This is a genomic window from Sphingomonas sp. DBB INV C78 (genome assembly GCF_042693015.1).
Lineage (GTDB): Bacteria > Pseudomonadota > Alphaproteobacteria > Sphingomonadales > Sphingomonadaceae > Sphingomonas_E.
This window is the reverse complement of sequence record NZ_CP170544.1, coordinates 876,887-893,970: the sequence shown is the minus strand read 5'-3', so window position 1 is coordinate 893,970 and position 17,084 is coordinate 876,887. Positions and strand designations below refer to the sequence as shown.

General features: G+C 65.0%; 16 protein-coding genes. 7 read left to right on the top strand and 9 right to left on the bottom strand.

What is annotated here, in order from left to right; translation table 11 throughout:
- On the bottom strand, positions 1-1,392 hold the full coding sequence (locus ACFB49_RS04350; RefSeq protein WP_380876424.1) for a short-chain fatty acyl-CoA regulator family protein: 1,392 nt from the start codon (positions 1,390-1,392) through the stop codon (positions 1-3).
- A gap of 172 nt (positions 1,393-1,564) precedes the next feature.
- On the opposite strand from ACFB49_RS04350, the gene aceA reads away from it, so the two are divergent.
- Positions 1,565-2,845: an isocitrate lyase gene (gene aceA / locus ACFB49_RS04345; RefSeq protein WP_380876421.1), complete on the top strand. Its 1,281-nt coding sequence runs from the start codon at positions 1,565-1,567 to the stop codon at positions 2,843-2,845.
- Positions 2,846-2,863: 18 nt separating this feature from the next.
- The gene (locus ACFB49_RS04340) at positions 2,864-3,016 is read left to right on the top strand and encodes a hypothetical protein (protein WP_380876418.1); all 153 of its coding nucleotides are present in this window, start codon (positions 2,864-2,866) and stop codon (positions 3,014-3,016) included.
- 69 nt (positions 3,017-3,085) lie between these two features.
- On the opposite strand, the gene ACFB49_RS04335 is transcribed toward ACFB49_RS04340, so the two are convergent.
- Together ACFB49_RS04335 and ACFB49_RS04330 are read right to left on the bottom strand one after the other, a co-directional pair.
- The gene (locus tag ACFB49_RS04335; protein WP_380879820.1) at positions 3,086-3,517 is read right to left on the bottom strand and encodes an HIT family protein; all 432 of its coding nucleotides are present in this window, start codon (positions 3,515-3,517) and stop codon (positions 3,086-3,088) included.
- Positions 3,514-4,575 carry a CDP-alcohol phosphatidyltransferase family protein gene (locus ACFB49_RS04330; protein WP_380879818.1) on the bottom strand — a complete coding sequence of 354 codons (1,062 nt, stop codon included), beginning with the start codon at positions 4,573-4,575 and terminating at the stop codon, positions 3,514-3,516. Before ACFB49_RS04330 ends, ACFB49_RS04335 begins: the two co-directional genes overlap by 4 nt.
- A 178-nt stretch (positions 4,576-4,753) precedes the next feature.
- Between ACFB49_RS04330 and ACFB49_RS04325 the strand changes: the two genes are divergently transcribed.
- Positions 4,754-6,097: a lipopolysaccharide biosynthesis protein gene (locus ACFB49_RS04325; protein WP_380876416.1), complete on the top strand. Its 1,344-nt coding sequence runs from the start codon at positions 4,754-4,756 to the stop codon at positions 6,095-6,097.
- A gap of 53 nt (positions 6,098-6,150) precedes the next feature.
- Complete coding sequence (locus ACFB49_RS04320) at positions 6,151-7,269, top strand: serine hydrolase (protein ID WP_380876414.1); 1,119 nt, start codon at positions 6,151-6,153, stop codon at positions 7,267-7,269.
- 3 nt (positions 7,270-7,272) lie between these two features.
- Here the strand turns inward: ACFB49_RS04320 and ACFB49_RS04315 are convergent, their stop codons facing one another.
- From ACFB49_RS04315 to ACFB49_RS04300, 4 genes are all read right to left on the bottom strand, one after another.
- The gene (locus tag ACFB49_RS04315; RefSeq protein WP_380876412.1) at positions 7,273-8,406 is read right to left on the bottom strand and encodes a helix-turn-helix transcriptional regulator; all 1,134 of its coding nucleotides are present in this window, start codon (positions 8,404-8,406) and stop codon (positions 7,273-7,275) included.
- A gap of 212 nt (positions 8,407-8,618) precedes the next feature.
- Positions 8,619-9,902, bottom strand: coding sequence for an amidohydrolase family protein (locus tag ACFB49_RS04310; RefSeq protein WP_380876410.1), 1,284 nt, complete (start codon positions 9,900-9,902; stop codon positions 8,619-8,621).
- Positions 9,899-11,278, bottom strand: a complete 1,380-nt coding sequence (locus tag ACFB49_RS04305) for an amidohydrolase (RefSeq protein ID WP_380879816.1) — start codon at positions 11,276-11,278, stop codon at positions 9,899-9,901. Before ACFB49_RS04305 ends, ACFB49_RS04310 begins: the two co-directional genes overlap by 4 nt.
- A 19-nt stretch (positions 11,279-11,297) precedes the next feature.
- A complete protein-coding gene (locus ACFB49_RS04300) occupies positions 11,298-13,076 on the bottom strand; it encodes a peptide MFS transporter (RefSeq protein WP_380876407.1) in 1,779 nt (592 codons plus the stop codon).
- A 129-nt stretch (positions 13,077-13,205) separates the two neighbouring features.
- Between ACFB49_RS04300 and ACFB49_RS04295 the strand changes: the two genes are divergently transcribed.
- The gene (locus ACFB49_RS04295) at positions 13,206-13,793 is read left to right on the top strand and encodes a nitroreductase (protein ID WP_380876405.1); all 588 of its coding nucleotides are present in this window, start codon (positions 13,206-13,208) and stop codon (positions 13,791-13,793) included.
- Between the two features lie 33 nt (positions 13,794-13,826).
- Entirely contained in the window at positions 13,827-14,168 is a 342-nt protein-coding gene (locus ACFB49_RS04290; RefSeq protein ID WP_380876402.1) for a GntR family transcriptional regulator, read from the top strand.
- Positions 14,169-14,256: 88 nt separating this feature from the next.
- Here the strand turns inward: ACFB49_RS04290 and ACFB49_RS04285 are convergent, their stop codons facing one another.
- The gene (locus tag ACFB49_RS04285) at positions 14,257-15,108 is read right to left on the bottom strand and encodes a DUF4394 domain-containing protein (RefSeq protein ID WP_380876399.1); all 852 of its coding nucleotides are present in this window, start codon (positions 15,106-15,108) and stop codon (positions 14,257-14,259) included.
- Between the two features lie 264 nt (positions 15,109-15,372).
- Between ACFB49_RS04285 and leuB the strand changes: the two genes are divergently transcribed.
- Positions 15,373-16,416 (top strand): 3-isopropylmalate dehydrogenase, encoded by a 1,044-nt coding sequence (gene leuB, locus ACFB49_RS04280; protein ID WP_380876397.1) that lies wholly within the window; start codon positions 15,373-15,375, stop codon positions 16,414-16,416.
- A gap of 16 nt (positions 16,417-16,432) precedes the next feature.
- On the opposite strand, the gene ACFB49_RS04275 is transcribed toward leuB, so the two are convergent.
- A complete protein-coding gene (locus tag ACFB49_RS04275; protein ID WP_380876394.1) occupies positions 16,433-16,978 on the bottom strand; it encodes a glutathione peroxidase in 546 nt (181 codons plus the stop codon).
- Positions 16,979-17,084 lie beyond the last annotated feature (106 nt).

Below are 17,084 nucleotides of genomic sequence, written 5' to 3'. Positions count from 1 at the left end.
TCAATCTCCAGCGAAGGTGAAGGGGGTAAGCCCGCGCTCGCGATCGTTCAGCAACAGCACGCGGCCGATCGGCGGCTCCGCACGCTGCGGGCAGTCCGCACGCGCACAGCGGCGGCAGCCCAACCCTACCGGCGTCGCGTCGTCGCCGTTGAGATCGAGCCCGCGCGCGTGGGCGATCGGCGCAGCATTTTCTGCCGCCACGCCCAGCCCGATCGCAAATTCCGCTCGTATCCCGCCAGGCGAACGGACCTGCGAACGCACCGTCCGCGCCATCGTGAACCAGCGGCTGCCATCCTCCAGCGCCACCAATTGTCGCACGATCTCGCCCGGTCGGTCGAAAGCTTGGTGTACCTGCCACAAGGGGCAGCGCTCGGGGCCGGTTGCCAGCGCTGAGGCGGAGGCGCCCGCATAGCGTTTCGACGCCTGTCCGGCGCGGTCGATCCGCACCATGAAGAATGGCAGCCCCCGCGCGCCGACACGCTGCAGCGTCGTCAGGCGGTGGGCCACCATCTCGAACCCCGCATTGAAGCGCCGCTGCAGCAGTTCGAGATCATAGCCGGTCGCCTCGCAGGCGCGCAGGAAGCGGCCATAGGGCATCATCAGGGCCGCAGCGAAATAGGACGTCACTGTCCGCCTGAACAACCGCTCCGCGGTCCGTTCGCCAAAGGCTGCCCCGGCGACCAGCGCATCGATCTCTCCCCGCGCTTCGAGCTGGGCGAGCTGGAAGGCCGCCTGAAAGGTGCGCGAAGCCGGGTCCAGCATCTCGGATAGCTGCACCTGCCGGGCATGGAGGTCGAGCCGCCGCAGCCGATCGGGCATCGTCTCCACCGGCAGTATCCGGATCGTAAGCTGGTGCTTCACGCGCAGGCGCTCGGCGATGGCGCCATAAAGATCGGCAGCGCCCAGCCGCAATTCGTCGGCCAGCGTTTCGGCCGCCGCATCCAGGTCAGGATAGTGATTGCGCCAGCGCTCCGTCTCGCGGCGAACCGCTGCGGTGGCGCCGTCCTCTTCGCTGCTCGCAGTCGCAGCCCCTTCCCGCAGCCGATCGAAAGCGCGCGCAAAGGCTTCGGCCCCGCCGGGTGCTGCTGCCAGCCATTCGTCGACCTCCGCGCGATCGACGCCGATATCGGCAAAGATCGGGTCGGCCAGCCGTCGGCGAATGGCCTCTGCGCCACCACCCGGCCCATCGGCCGCCAGCATCCGCGGGTCCATGTCGAAACGATCGCCCAGCTTCAGCATTAGCGCCGCCGTCAGCGGCCGCTGATTGCGCTCGATCAGGTTGAGATAGCTCGCTGAAATGTCGAGTGCGTCTGCCATGGCCAGTTGGGTCAGCCCGGCGACGCGCCGCAGCCGCCGCACCGCATGCCCCGCAAATATCTTTCGTTCGGCCATTTCGACCTCATTGTAAATATTCATACTATTTTACAACATAAACTGCCTCTTCGTCCACATCCTGACATCATTATCACGTCAGCCGGCATCCCAATCCTCCCCTCTAGATGGCAGATTATCTCCATCACCGGCGACGGTGCTGAAAATATCGACTTGTAAAGGGATGGACAGAATGGCCGACTTCACCGACCTTGTCACCGCACCGAGAGGGCGCTTCGACGGCATCCGACGGACCTATACGGTCGCCGATGTGGAACGGCTTCGCGGGTCGGTCACGATCGAGCACAGCCTTGCCCGCAAGGGCGCGCTGAAGCTGTGGGAGTTGCTGCAGTCCGAACCTTACATCAACGCGCTTGGCGCGCTTTCCGGCAACCAGGCGATGCAGATGGTCCGTGCCGGGCTGAAGGCGATCTACCTATCGGGCTGGCAGGTCGCCGCCGACGCCAACACGGCCGGCGCCATGTATCCGGACCAGTCACTCTACCCGGCCAATGCAGGGCCGGAACTCGCCCGCCGTATCAACCGCACCCTCCAGCGGGCCGACCAGATCGAGCATAGCGAAGGCGGTGCGAAGCGCGACTGGTTCGCGCCGATCGTCGCCGATGCCGAGGCCGGCTTCGGCGGCCCGCTCAACTGCTTCGAGATCATGAAGGCCTATATCGAGGCGGGCGCCGCCGGCGTTCATTTCGAGGACCAGCTCGCGTCGGAGAAGAAGTGCGGCCATCTCGGCGGCAAGGTGTTGATCCCCACCCAGGCGCATATCCGCAACCTCAACGCGGCCCGGCTCGCAGCGGACGTCTGCGGCGTGCCGACCGTGCTGGTCGCCCGCACCGATGCCGAGAGCGCGAAGCTGATCACCTCCGACATCGACGAGCGTGATCATGAATTCTTGACCGGCGAGCGGACACCCGAAGGTTTCTTCCGCCTGAAGGATGGTACGGGCGTCGATCATTGCATCAAGCGCGGCATCGCCTTTGCCGAACATGCCGATCTCTTGTGGTGGGAAACAAGCCACCCGAACCTGGAGGATGCCAAGCGGTTCGCCGAGGCTGTGCAGAAAGCGCACCCGGGCAAGATGATGGCGTACAACTGCTCGCCCAGCTTCAACTGGGAAGCCAAGCTCGACAAGGAGACGATCGCGAAGTTTCAGCGCGAGCTGGGGGCGATGGGCTACAAGTTCCAGTTCGTGACGCTGGCGGGCTTCCACCAGCTCAACCACGGCATGTTCGAGCTGGCGCGGGGCTACAAGGATCGCGGCATGGCGGCCTATTCGGAGCTGCAACAGGCCGAGTTCCGGTCGGAGAAGGACGGCTACACCGCCACCCGCCACCAGCGTGAGGTCGGCACCGGCTATTTCGATCTGGTCGCGGAAGCCGTGTCAGGCGGCCAGGCGTCCACCACCGCGCTCGCCGAATCCACCGAAGCCGATCAGTTCGCCGTCGCGGCTGAATGAAAGAGGAAGGAGAGAATGATGACCGAACCCACACGGGCCCGCCCCGTCTTCTCGACGGAAGATTTCCAGCTCCTGAAGCAGGCTGTCGCCCACTATCTGCGCGAGGTTCAGGACAAGCCTGAATCGACCAAATACAGCAATCTCTATCACCGCCTCGGCCGTTTCGGCTGAAGCCGTCGACGATTTTCCCTGGAGAGGAGAAGGCGCCCGCCGGGGATCAGCCCGGCGGGTGTTCCATATTCAGCGTCGCCAATGGCCCTTGATCCAGCCCGCGAGCCGCTTCACCTGATCGGTGTCGAGTTTCACCGCCTCGCCCAGCGCCGGCACCTTCGGCCAACCGGCGTCGGCGATCGTCAGCCCCTCGGCGCTGCGGCTTCCCGCATAGCGCGGGATGACATGATAATGGACATGAGGGTCGACCATCATCAGCATGAGATAATTGATCTTCTCATAGGAAACGGCCCGGCTCAGCGCCGCTTCGATATGCGCCGAAACCATGCCCAGTTCGGCATAGGCCTCCGCCGGCAGCGATCCGAACGCCTTGGCCTCGCTGGTCGAGGCGAGCACCAGGCTGCCGAGCGTCGGTTGGTCGGGACGCAGCAGCACCATCCAATGGCGATAGTCCGCGATCAGGGTCGCCGGATAGCCGAAGCGCAGGATGGTGTCGTTCATGCTAGCCATGAAGCTATCTCCCGGCCTCGCGCCCGCGCAACCATCGCCTGGACGAGTTGGACGCCATGAACGACGAACGAGATCACCGTCCACCACGCGACCACGATCAGGCCGATATCGGGCCGCTGGAACAGCATGGCGACGAACAGGATCACCATGTTCGGGTTGCGGCGCGCGGTGATCAGCCGGAACTGCGAGTCGACCTTGCGCCAGACATGGATGTGCATGCCGTAAAGCCGCATGAACGCACCCTCGACGAAACGCTGGAGGATATAAACGCCAACGATCACGGCGAGCAGCAGCCATAATTCTCCCTGCGGCAGCGGCCGTCCATAGGCCGTCAGCCCGACGCCCCAGGCCCACCACCAGAAGGGCGGATGCACCAGATCGATGCCATGGTCGAAGATATTGCCCCACCAGGAGGATGTGATGGTGCAGCGGGCGAGCTTGCCGTCCACCGTATCGAGCACCATGAACACCAGGCCCATCGCCATGCCCAACCAGTAATGGCCGTGCCAGAAGGCGATGGTGGCCGCGACGCAGAGCGCGGCGCCGATCCCCGTCACCATATTGGGCGTCATGCCGATCCGCGCGGCGATCCGCGTCAGCACCAGCGCCCATTCGGGCCAGAGATATTTGGTGAGGAGGTCGGTCACGCCCTTGTATGCGCCGAAATAGCTCGCGCGTTCGGCCGCCTTCACCGTGTCTGGCCGGAGCGGCATGGCGAAGGGCCGCTCGCGCTTGCGCAGTGCCTCGTTGACGATCTCCGCCCCGTCTTCATAGGCGGTGACGGCGAGCGTGCCCCTCACGCCAAACGGCGTGCCCGTCGCCATGGCCTGCGCCACCGCTTCACGCTCGGCGGCGTTGCGCACATGCGCGATCACCGGCACCCCGCCGATCGTCAGCACCGCGCCAGGATTGGCGGCATGATGGCGCAGCCAGGGCGGATCGAACACGAAACCGCGGTTCACCATCAGGGCCGGGCTGTCGCCTACAGCCTCGCCGAACGGCAGCTTCGCCGCAGCCGCCATGCGCCGCGTGCGTTCGTCGATGCTCATTCCCCAGATACGGGTGGGGTTTTCGCCGACGAGGATGATCGTCGGAACATGTTCGGGCAAGGGCCGGATCCTGTGCGGCTGATGGAATGCGCCCTAAATATCCTATCCTTGCGTCTGCGCAACGGCAGCGATCCATGCTTCGCAAGCTTGCCCGATCGTTCTATGGCGCTGGACACCGATGACCGAACCTGCCCCCCTTCGCAGCGGATCGCTGCGCGCAATCCTCCTCAACACCGGCTGGATGCTGGGCGGCAAGGGCTTCGGCGCAGTGCTGAGCCTGATCTACATCGCCATCGTCACCCGTTCGCTGGGGCTGGAGGGGTTCGGCCAGTTCGCGCTGGCGCTCGGCGTCGGCCAGGCGACCGCCACCTTCGTCACCTTCCAGAGCTGGCAGATCATCGTCCGCTACGGCATGCCGTTGCTGCATGACCACCGCACCGACGCGCTCGCCCGGCTGGTCCGCTTCACCATCACGCTCGACGTGGCGGCGGCGCTTGCAGGCGTTGCGCTCGCGACCCTGGGCACGCTCCTCCTCGCCAATCATTTCGGCTGGACGCAGAGCTTCGCCTGGCAGGCGATCGGCACCAGCGCCGTGCTCGTCCTGTCGACGCACTGGACGCCGGTCGGCGTGCTCCGCCTCCATGATCGCTTTGCCACAGCCGCCGCCTGTGACTCGGTAACGGCGATCGTACGCTGCGGCGGCGCCATCGCCGTATGGCTGATCCACCCAAGCGTAATCGCCTATCTGGCGGTCTGGGCCGCCGCCGAAGCCCTGACCGCGCTCGCTTACTGGATCGCCGCGCACAAGGTTCAGCCCTTCCGCTGGCCCAGGGCGAAGTGGCACGAAATGCTCGCTGAAAATCCCGGCATCGGCCGCTATTCCGTCGTCACCAACCTCTCCTCCTCGCTGGGCGTGGGCGGCAAGGAATTGGCCGCGCTCATCATCGGCCTCGTCATCACTCCAGCGGCTGCCGGCAGCTTCCGCCTTGCGCAGCAGTTGGCACAAGGCCTCGCCAAGCTGTCCCAGATCCTCGCCCGCGCCATCTTTCCGGAACTTGTCCGCAGTGGAACTGCCGCCGGCGAGGATGAATTCGATGCGCTTCTCGCCCGCACGCTACGGCTGACCGCGATTGGCGGCGGTATCGTCTTCGCTCTGCTGCTACTGATCGGCCGCCCCGTCATCGGCCTGATCGCCGGCCCCGAATTTCACGGCGCCTATCCGGTGCTGCTCGCGCTCGGAACCGCCGCCGCGGTCGATTTCGCCGCGGTGGGCTTTGAGCCGGCGCTCGTCGCCATGGGCCGCGCCGATCTGTCGCTCAAGCTCCGTATCATCTCGACGATCATCCTGATCGTGCTGATCGCCATCCTGCCCGTCTATTTCGGGGTGATCGGCGCGGGCGTCGGCGTGCTCATCGCCTCGATCATTTCCATCTGCCTGCTCTGGCGCGCGCTTCGCATCCATCGTCGGCGGCCCGAGCCGAATGCGGGACCGACCGAGTCCGCCGGAGTCCCCGGTCCATAGTCCTGAAAGCCGTTGAGGCGCATAATCCGGCCATTCGGGTGGAGGAGCGTCTTATGCGGAAATCGGGGGAATGGATCACGGGCTGGCGACTGCTGACGCCGATGGCGCTGGTCGTGGCCGCGGCTTGCGTTGCCCCGACCGCCCAACCCGTTGCTCCGATCGCCCGTGCTCCTGCCCCGCTGCCGCCTGCGCCACCGGCGCCGCCACCCGTTATCCGCGCACCCGCATCGCTCGAAACACGCATAGCCGAGCTTGGCCGCAATTTCTCCGGCAGCGTCGGCATCGCCGTGCAGGACGTCTCCAGCGGCTGGACGGTCGGCTACAACGCCGCCCGGCCGATGCCCCAACAAAGCGTGAGCAAGCTGTGGGTGAGCATGGCGGTGCTCGATGCGGTCGATCGCGGCACCATCCGCTTGAGCGAGCCGGTCGTCGTTCGCCGCGAGAATCTGACGGTCTTCCACCAGCCGGTCCGCGCGATGATGGGCAAGGAAGGCTTTTCGACCACTTATGGTGAGCTGATGCGGATCGCGCTCACGCAGAGCGACAACACCTGCAACGATATGCTGTTGCGCCGTGCGGGTGGCCCCGATGCGATCCGCGCGATGATTCTCGACAAGCGGCTCGGTCGCATCGCCTTCGGCCCCGGCGAAACCCTGCTCCAGAGCGGCATCGCCGGCATGGAGTGGCGTCCCGAATATTCGTCCGGCAATGGCTTCCAGATCGCGCGTGCCGCTCTGCCCTATGCACAGCGCCAGGCCGCGATGGATCGCTATCTCGCCGACCCGATGGATGGCGCCTCGGCAGAGGCGATCGCGGCGGCCTTGGCCCGCCTCCAGCGTGGCGAGTTGCTGTCACCGGCCTCGACCAGCCTGCTTCTCGGTACGATGCGCGACAGCCGCACCGGCCCGCAGCGGCTGCGTGGCGGCCTGGCCCCTGGCTGGACGCTCGCGCACAAGACGGGCACCGGTCAGGATCTCGGCGGTATGGTCGCCGGCTATAACGACGTCGGGGTCATCACGTCGCCCAATGGCCGCAGCTACGCGATCGCGGTGATGATCGGCAGCACGCGTCAATCTATCCCGGTCCGTCAGCGGCTGATGAACGATGTGGTTCGCGCCGTGGTGGCCGCCGACGCCTGGGCGCCGCGACAGCCTACGATCGCCGCATTCTGATCGTCAGCCGCCGTGAATGATCGGGGCGAGCCGGGAAATCAGCTCGACTTCGCGGTTGACCTCCAGCTTGGCGAAGATCGCCTTGATCTGTGCGCGCACGGTATCGAGCGAAACCCCGCGCGCCGCGGCAATCGTCTCACGGCCCTCCGCATCCAGCAGCCGAAGCGCCACATCCGCCTCGGCCTGCGACAGGCCATAGGCCGCCATCAGCGCGTCAACCATGTTTTCGGATCGCGGCTTACGGCCCTTCACTACCACCAGCACGCGCGCACCTGCGCCGAACGTCCAGGCATTGGTCGGCAGCCGCGCGATCTCCGCCAGCAGTGGCATTTCTCCCGGCGCGCCGCGTAGCATCACCGTGGATGATGGCGGTGGCGGTTGATCGGGCGGGACGGTCGCTACGCGGTTGATGGCGCGGCGCAATTTGCCGCTTTCGTCTTCGATCGAGGCAAGCAGCACACCACCCGATAGCTTCAGCCGTCGTTGCGACAGCAACCTGTCCGCCGATGGCGTGTGCGAAACCACCTTGCCGGCGCCGTCGCACAGGAAAGCCGCCACGCCCATCGTCTCGAAAGCGCCCGCCACCAGCTTTGCGCCCTGCTGCTCCAGTGCGACCTGCAGCCGCACCGCAGCGCGCACATGGGGTACGATGCGGGCAAAGGCTGCGCGATCCTCCTCGCTGGTGGTGCCGTCTCGCGCCGTGCGCAGCACCGCGAGGCCGACCATGCCATCCGCGCCCTGCCCGATCACCGCCTGGCAACCGTGTGGAATGTCGTGGGTCGCGCTGAAATCGGCATAGATGCTGGATTTCAGGTGGGGGCGAACCGCGTCATAATGCTTCTCGAAGACGACCTCGTCGCTCGGGAAGCGCGCCGCGGCCGCGACTCGCGGGTTGATTGCGGGATTACCGCCGTCGATCGCCACGAATTCGGCCAGTGCATCGTCGGGAAAGCCCGTGACCCAGTTGAACGGGATGGCTGCCGGTCCGCCGATGCCGACAAGCTGCCCGCGTGCGGATCGCGTGGCGTCCGCCAGCGACTGCAAGGCAGGAAGCCAGTTCGACGGCTCCAGCGCCGCCGCGCCGAACCGGTCGATCGCCTCCAGGCTGATTTGATCGCGCCCCCTCATCGTCCCCATCAGAACCGTGCCCGGCCAGCTGGCCGGGGTCCCCTCACGTCCGATCATTATTACGTTGGTCGCCCGCATTGCGTTGCAATGCAATCCGAATTGGAGATGATTTTGAAATTTCTACCGCGATTGGGGGATGCGTGGTCCGGGCGGCTGCGCCATCGGCAGCGATGCGACCCTACTGGCGGCGACGGGGCATACCGTCGCCGCCTCTTTGCTGCCTATCGTTCGTATGCCTTCGGCAAGGCGCCTTCGGTCGCCTGGCGATAGCGGTCGCGCAGCTTGTCCTGACGGGTGCGCAGTGGCTGCTCGACCCCGTCGATCCATACCGACAGAGCCGCCGTCGACAGTTCCAGCGGGTCGCCGTCCCAGATCACGACGTCGGCACGCCGGCCCGGCTGCAGCGATCCGATCTCGCCGCCCAGCCCCAGCGCCTCCGCCGGCTTCGACGAGATCGTGGCGAAGGCCGCGCCCCAATCGAGCCCGGCTGCTCCCGGAATCTTGCCGAGCGCCACCAGATTGCCGGCATATTGCTTGATCAGCCGGGCCTGCCGCGCCTCGTCGTCGTTGATCATGCCGATGCCGACGGGCACGCCGGCATTCTTGAGCCGGCCGATGTTCGACTGCGTAGCCGCCAGCGATTCGAACGAGGCCGGCAGATCCGCGAGCGCCGAAGCCAGCACCGGCACGCCCGATGCCCGCACCTGCTCCGCGACCGTCCACGCCTCGGTCGCGCCGACCAGGACCATCTTGAGCGACGGGAACTCCTTCTTCAGCTCCAGCGCCTGCAGGATGTCGATCCCGCGCTCGACATGGACGAGCAACGGCATCTGGCCGTTGACCACCGGCACCAAAGCCGCCGCATCGAGCCGGGTGAGCAGCGCATCGTCACCACGCCTCCCGGCCGCATAATCCCGCGCCTCGGCCAGCGCGTTGCGGAACGCCGCATAGGCCGCTGGACGACTGCCGCCCGCCTGCGCTGCGCCGCTTTCGCCGAACTCGACGAACTGGAACGCCTTGGCCTTCTGGACGGCGTTCATGTCGGCGCCGAGATCGATGATCGCCCCCTGCCCCGCGAAGATCGACCCCGCACTCTCTGGCGCCACCACGGCGCGGGTGATCCCCTCCGCCCGGTTGAGAATGATCGCCGATGTCCGCGGGTTGACCGCCGGCGCGACATCAAGCGCGGCGTTGAACGGCGACTTGCCGGCCGAACTGTCGTTGGTCTGGCTGACCCCGTCGACCTCGACGATGCCCATCCGGGTGAAGCCGGCGACGAGGCCCGGCGTCACCCATTTTCCCTCGGCATCGATCACCCGCGACGCACTGGCGGGCGGAGCCATGCGCCCCGCCGCGACGATGCGGCCGTCCCGCATGACGACCGTGCCATTGTCGATCGGCGCGGAACCGTCACCGATGACGAGCTTGGCGTTGGTGATCGCCACCGTCTCGGCGGCGGCGGGCGCGGCGATCAGCGCCGCTGCGGCGAGCAGGAGCGCCTTCACTTCACATCTCCTTCGCCGGGCTGGCCCAGCTCGAAATCGGATACCGGCCGACGCTTGGGATCGAGCGCGTCATACAACAGCGCCCCGTCGATCCACACCTTCTCGGGCCGCGTGTATACGCTGAGCGGATTGCCGTTCCACAGCACGACATCGGCCATCTTGCCGGGCTTCAGGCTCCCGGTCTTGTCGGCGATGCCCATCGCCTTGGCCGGGTTGATCGCCAGCCAGGTCCAGGCCACCTCGTCGGGGATATCGATGCCAATGCGGCGGCCGTCCGCCAGCGCCTTGGCGGCCTCCTGGTTCAGCCGCTGGATGCCGTTGGCGTCGTCCGAATGGACGATCGCGCAGGTGCCCTGGCTGTGGACCAGCGGGATATTCTCGGTGACGGCGTCATAGGACTCCATCTTGAAGCCCCACCAGTCCGCCCACATCGCCGAGCAGATGCCTTCCTTCTTCAACAGGTCGGCGATCTTGTAGCTTTCGACCGCATGGTGGAAGGCCGCGACCTTGTATCCGAACTCATGGGCCATATCGATCACATTGGCCATCTCGTCGGCGCGATAGCAGTGGTTCTGGACGAGGATTTCGCCCTTGAGCACGCCCACCAGCGTCTCCATGGCGAGATCGCGCGAGGGCACCTCGCCGCCGTCCTTTTCATATTTGTCCCACTTGCGGCGATAGTCCTGCGCCTTGGCCCAGGTCTGCCGGTCGACCGCCATATTGCCCATACGCGTGCCCGGCGCCTGGTTGCGGCCGCCATAGACGCGCTTGGGGTTCTCGCCGCACGCCATCTTCAGGCCATAAGGCGCGCCGGGAAACTTCATCCCCTGCATCGTCCGCGCATAGACATTCTTCAGCGTCACCGATCGGCCACCGAACAGGTTCGCCGACCCCGGCAGAATCTGCAGCGTCGTGACCCCACCATTGGTGAGCGCGCGGCTGAACCCCGGGTCCTGCGGCCAGATGCTGTGCTCGGCCCACACCTGCGGAGTCACGGGCGATGTCACTTCATTGCCGTCCGAATTCGCGGCCACACCCGGCGAGGGATAGTCGCCGAGATGGCTGTGAATATCGATCACACCCGGCGTCACCCACTTGCCGGTGCCGTCGATCACGGTCGCGCCCTGCGGCGCCTCGACCGTCTGGCCGACGCCCACGATCTTGCCGTCGGCGAACAGCACCTGTCCCTTGTCGATCCGTCCGCCCTCGCCATCATAGATGGTGACGTTGGTGACGAGCGTCGGCACCCCCGGATAGGCGCGATAGGTCGAAGGGAACGGGTCCTTCGACGGCAATTCCCGCGGCGCGCTGGATGAAGATGCGGTGCGCGGCTTGCTTTCGGCGGCCGTGCAGGCCGCCGTCGCCAATCCCGCCATCAACGCGATGGCGAACCTCTTATTGAACACCGTGCATCCACTTCTTGATGACTGGGGAAAGGAGGACCAGCAGGATGCCGATCCCGATCGAGACCAGCCCGATCGTCCAGAACACGCCGACATAGGTGTCGAGGCTGACCTTGAGGTTGGTCACCTGCCCGCCCACGGTCTCGACGCTGGCCACCTGTGCGACCATGCCGGCGACATATTGCGCCACCGAGATCGACAGGAACCACAGCCCCATCATCATGCCGACGATGCGAACGATGGAAAGCTTGGTGATCATGCTGAGGCCCACCGGCGAAATGCACAGCTCCGCCATCGAGTGGATCAGGTAGAGCAAGGCCAGCCACCAGATCGTGACCTTGAAGTCAGCGCCCACATAATTCGCACCCCAGACAAGCGCGAGAAAGCCGAGGCCGACACCGGCCAGAGCGACGCCGAACTTCACCGGAATGGAAGGTTCGAAACCCCGCTTCGCCAGCGCCGTCCACATGATGCTGAAAAATGGCGCCAGCGCGACGATGAAGAAGGCATTGAAGAACTGCGTCTGTCCCGCCGTCATCGTGAACAGCCCGAACACGGAAAGATCGGTGTTACGGTTCGCGAACAGGGTCAGCGATGATCCGGCCTGCTCGAACAACGTCCAGAACACAACGTTGAAGATGATCAGCACGCAGGCCGCAAGCATCATCTGGAACTCGACCTTGGTGCCCACGCGAGCGGACCAGATCAGGATCAGCGGCACGGCGATGATGAAGGTGCCGAACAGCAGCTTGCCCATCAGCGGCAGCGCCAACAGATATCCGACGATACCGGAACCCTCCTGCGCGGCCGGCGCATTCATCAGGTTCACGAACAGGAACCAGACCACCGGCACAGCCAGGATCGACAGCGCATAGATCATCAGCGAGCGGTCCTTGCCCGAACGCTGCGGCGGCTCGCCATATCCGGCGAGGCGGCCACCATCGAACTGGATCAGCGACCAGGAGAAAAGCATGCCAAGCGCGGCGAGGCCGAAGCCCGCCCACCAGCCGACGGCGACCGCCAGCCAAGGGCAAAGGAGCTGCGAAAACAGCGATCCGAGATTGATGCCCATGTAGAAGATCGTGAAACCGGCATCCCGCCTGCGATCGCCCACCGCATAGAGCGTGCCGACCATCGTCGAGATGTTGGGCTTGAAGAAGCCATTGCCCACCGCGACCATGCTGAGTGCGATCAGCATCACCATCGTGTAGAAATGGCTGCGCTCGCCGCCGGCCTCGAACTTGCCCTTGTCGACGGTGCGGGCGACGGACCCGTCCGGCGCGGTCAGGGTGACGGTGCCGTCCTCATTGCCCTTGATCGCCAGGCGTTTGTCGCCATCGATCACATATTGCTGCTTGGCCTCGGTCGATTTGTCGACCTGCACTTCGTATCGCGTGCCGTCGATGACGGCGTAGGGTTTCGCGGTCTGGCCACCGAAGCAAAGCGTGAAATAGCCCAGCGACATCAGGATCGCGCCGAACTTCACCGATCGCTTAGAACCCAGATAGCGATCCGCCAGCAACCCGCCGACCAGCGGCGTCAGATAGACGAGCGCGGTGAAGCCGCCATAGAGGCCGGTCGTCGTCGAATCGCTGAACAGGAAATGCTCGGCCAGATAGAGCGTCAGCAGCGCCCGCATGCCGTAGAAGCCGAACCGCTCCCACATTTCGGTGGTGAAAAGCCGTGCCAACTGGCGCGGGTGGCCGAACCATGTCGGACCGGCAGATGCCGAACTCAGCTCCGGAGTCGCATCGGCTGCGGGTTGAACCATCAAGGTCACTTTCAAATATGTGGTGGTGGGCGCTGGAGGCCCGACCCGGATGGGCCGCCAGACTAGCGCCGATATTTCCGCTGTGAAGAAGATTGTTGCGCGACGATGACGCTGTTACCGCAACACGCCATGTTCAACGACGCCTCCTCCCCCATCGCCCTTCTCGCCTCGCGCCGCTCGGGCAAGCCCCGCGACATGGTCGCGCCCGGCCCCGATTCGGCTGAGCTTCGCCAGATATTGGAGGTGGCCACCCGTACGCCGGACCATGGCAAGCTCGCCCCGTGGCGCTTCGTGGTCGTGGCAGCCGAGCAGCGCGAAGCCTTCCGCGAGGTGCTGCGCCGTGCCTATCTCGACGGCAAGCCCGAGGCCGGACGGCTGGAGCTGGAAGCGATCGACCAGTTCGCCCTTCAGGCCCCCACCCTGATCGTCGCGCTGTCGAAGCCCGCGCATGCCAGCCACATCCCTTTGTGGGAACAGGAGCTTTCGGTCGGCGCGGCGTGCATGAACCTGCTCGCGGCCACCCATGCGCTCGGTTTCGTCGGCGGCTGGCTTACCGGCTGGGCGGCTTATTCCGATGCCGTGCGCGATGCTTTCGGCGCCAAGGACGAGCGGATTGCGGGCTTCATCTTCATCGGCTCGCCGTCGCGGCCGCTGGAGGAACGCCCCCGCCCGGAATACGAAGCGGTCGTTTCGGATTGGCAACCAGACTTTGCTTGACGCGCGGTGCTGTATTATTACAGCATAACGCCTATGACTCAGGAAGCCCGCCCCGTCTATCTCCGCCTGCGCGATCATATCGCGGCCGCGATTCTCGACGGCACCTATGCCGATGGCGATCCGCTGCCTTCGGTCCGCGCTTTCGCCGCGGCCCATGGCGCCAACCCGCTCACCGTCGCGAAGGCCTATCAGAGCTTTCAGGATGACGGGCTGGTCACGGTACGGCGTGGGGTCGGCATGTTCGTCGCGGAAGGCGCCACCCGGCGGCTGCTGAAGGCGGAACGCGACACGTTCATCAGCGAGGAATGGCCCCGCATCGCCGAGCGCATCCGCCGCCTCGATCTCGATCCTCGGGAATTGCTCGAAAACGTCTGAACCGTGCTTCATCACCAGAAATGAAAGAGGTTCCGGCCTCCGCTGGAATGACGAAGTTGGTGAGAAGCGGCGCGCCCCTGCCCGCGCCTCAAACCATCTGCCGCGATCGATTGTCCCGGCGGCGGATCGAAAAGCCGACCACGGCGAACCCCACCAGCATCATTGCCCAACCGGTCGGCTCGGGCACGGCAAAGGCCGTCAGGCTCGATAGAGTGCGATCGGTAAGCCCCAGCAGCGTCAGCGCGCCGGTCGCCAGATCGACCTTGTAGAGGCTTTCATCCTCCAGCGCGAAGGCTTCGCCGTCGAAGCTGATCTCGAAGCTGCTTTCGGCCAGATCGACACCGATCGAGCCGACCGTCGTCAATATCCCGCTATTATTGGCCTGCTTCACCAGCAGGTCGTTCAGCGTGTCGATGCCGTAAAGCTGGGTCGTCGTGCCCGGCTCGCCCAGGCTGGACGGCGTATAGGCCGATCCCGTCACGCCCGGAATCGCGCCGAAATTCGGATCGACGACGGCATAGGAAAGGTCGGTCGCGGCAAGCTGGATCTGGCCGGTATGCGGGTTCAGCACATAATTATGGCCGGTGTCGGTCACCACCCGGATGCGATCGATCGTCGGGTTGAAATCGAAGCCGAAGCTGTTGCCGCTCAGCGCCAGCGGCCCGGGGCTGATGGTGGTGGCGACTCCGGTCAGATGATCGATCTGAACGAGTTGCAGATCGTCCGTCAGGCCGTAGAGCTGGTTGGTCAGCGGGCGGACGTCGATCGCTTCCAGGCCGCCCGTCAAGCCGCTGATCGGCACCACGCTCAGCGTCGTGGCCGGGTCCGCACTGTCGAAGCTGATGAGATTCTTGTCGTTATCGACGCCATAAAGCACCGTCGCATGCGCCGATCCGAAGAAAATCGGCGCAGCCATCATGATGGCCAGCAACTGCTTCACGAAACGCCCCCTCCAATCACCCAAACAACGGAGATTGCAGTCCTTGGGTGCGACCCCTTTCGACTCCAGCGACTCTGGCTATTTTCTACCAGAACGCCCGTGTCTTGTCCCCCGATACGCTGGGCTTGTGCGGGAACGTCCCGTAATGGGCCACTTCCTTTGGGCGACCGATCCGGTCCCGAATATGTCGCGCGGCCAATTTCGGGCTTCCGTCGCGCGCAATCAGGCGGCATGGGCTGCCGCGATCACGAAAGGGAAACATTCATGCTCATCGCATTGCTGCCCGGCGACGGTATCGGCCCCGAAGTCACCGAACAGGCCGTCCGCGTTCTGCGTGCCGTCACCGGCGACCTGCTGACCTTCCAGGAAGCCCCCGTGGGCGGCGCGGCCTACAAGGCGGCGGGCCATCCGCTGCCGCCGGCGACGCTGGAACTCGCGCGCAAGGCCGATGCGATCCTGTTCGGCGCGGTGGGCGATCCCGATTGCGATGCGCTGGAACGGCATCTGCGCCCGGAACAGGCGATCCTCGGCCTGCGCAAGGAACTCGGCCTGTTTGCCAATCTTCGCCCGGCCAAGCTGTTCCCGGAACTGGCCGATGCCTCCGCGCTGCGGCCGGAAGTCGCCGCCGCAATCGATCTCGTCATCGTCCGCGAAACCAATGGCGACGTCTATTTCGGCGAGAAGGGCCATCGCAAAACCGCCGATGGCCTGCGCGAAGGCTATGACGTCATGTCCTACAACGAGGCCGAAGTGGCCCGCATCGCCCGCGTCGGCTTCGAAACCGCGCGCGCCCGCCGCGGCAAGCTCTGCTCGGTCGACAAGGCCAATGTGCTGGAAACCTCGCAGCTCTGGCGCGACGTGGTGATCGAGATTTCGGCCGACTATCCCGATGTGGAATTGAGCCACATGTATGTAGACAACGCCGCGATGCAGCTGGTCCGTAATCCGGGTCAGTTCGATGTCATCGTCACCGGCAATCTCTTCGGGGATATCCTTTCAGATCAAGCCTCTATGTGCGCCGGATCGATCGGCATGCTGCCGTCCGCCACGCTCAACAGTCTAAACCTGGGTCTGTACGAACCGATCCACGGCTCCGCGCCCGATATCGCCGGCCAGGGCAAGGCCAACCCGCTCGCGACGATCCTCTCCGCCGCGATGATGCTGCGCTATTCGCTCGGCCAGCCGGCCGAAGCCGATCGCATCGAGGCCGCCGTCGCTCAGGCGCTTGCCGGCGGTGCCCGCTCGCCCGACCTCGGCGGCGCCATGTCCACATCCCAAATGGGCGACGCGGTGCTGGTGGCGCTTTAAGCGCCGCCGCCCTCACTCACTTAGCGAGTTCGCGTTCGATGGCGGAACTGACCTCCGGACTCTCCGGGGTCATTTCCGGCGTGAAACGAGCGACCACATTGCCGTCACGCGCGATCAGAAACTTCTCGAAGTTCCATAGGATATCCGTGGGGTTTTCCCGCTTGAAGCCATAGCGTGAAAGCTTCTCCTCGAATCCTTCCCCACTCGTTTCGGCATCGGGCTTGGCCGCGATCAATTCCTTGTAGAGCGGATGCCGGTCCGGCCCGTTGACGACGATCTTGGCGAACATCGGGAAATCGACGCCGAAGGTCGCCGCGCAGAATTCCGCGATCTCGTCATTGGTGCCCGGCTCCTGCGCGCCGAAATCATTGGCGGGGAATCCCAGCACCGCGAATCCCTGATCCTTATATTTTTCGTAGGCCGTCTCGAGGCCCGCATATTGCGGCGTCAGGCCGCATTTCGACGCGACATTGACGACGAGCAGCACCTTTCCCGCATGATCGCCCAGCGAGGCATCGACGCCCGTAATCGTCTTCAACGGAATATCTTGAATCTTCGCCATAATGTCCTTCTCCCGGTCTCGAAGAACAAGATATTCGAGGTGGCGCACCATGCAAGCCCGGCACTCGTGGATTGACGGACATTGCCTGCCCGTCGCAAAGCGGGCG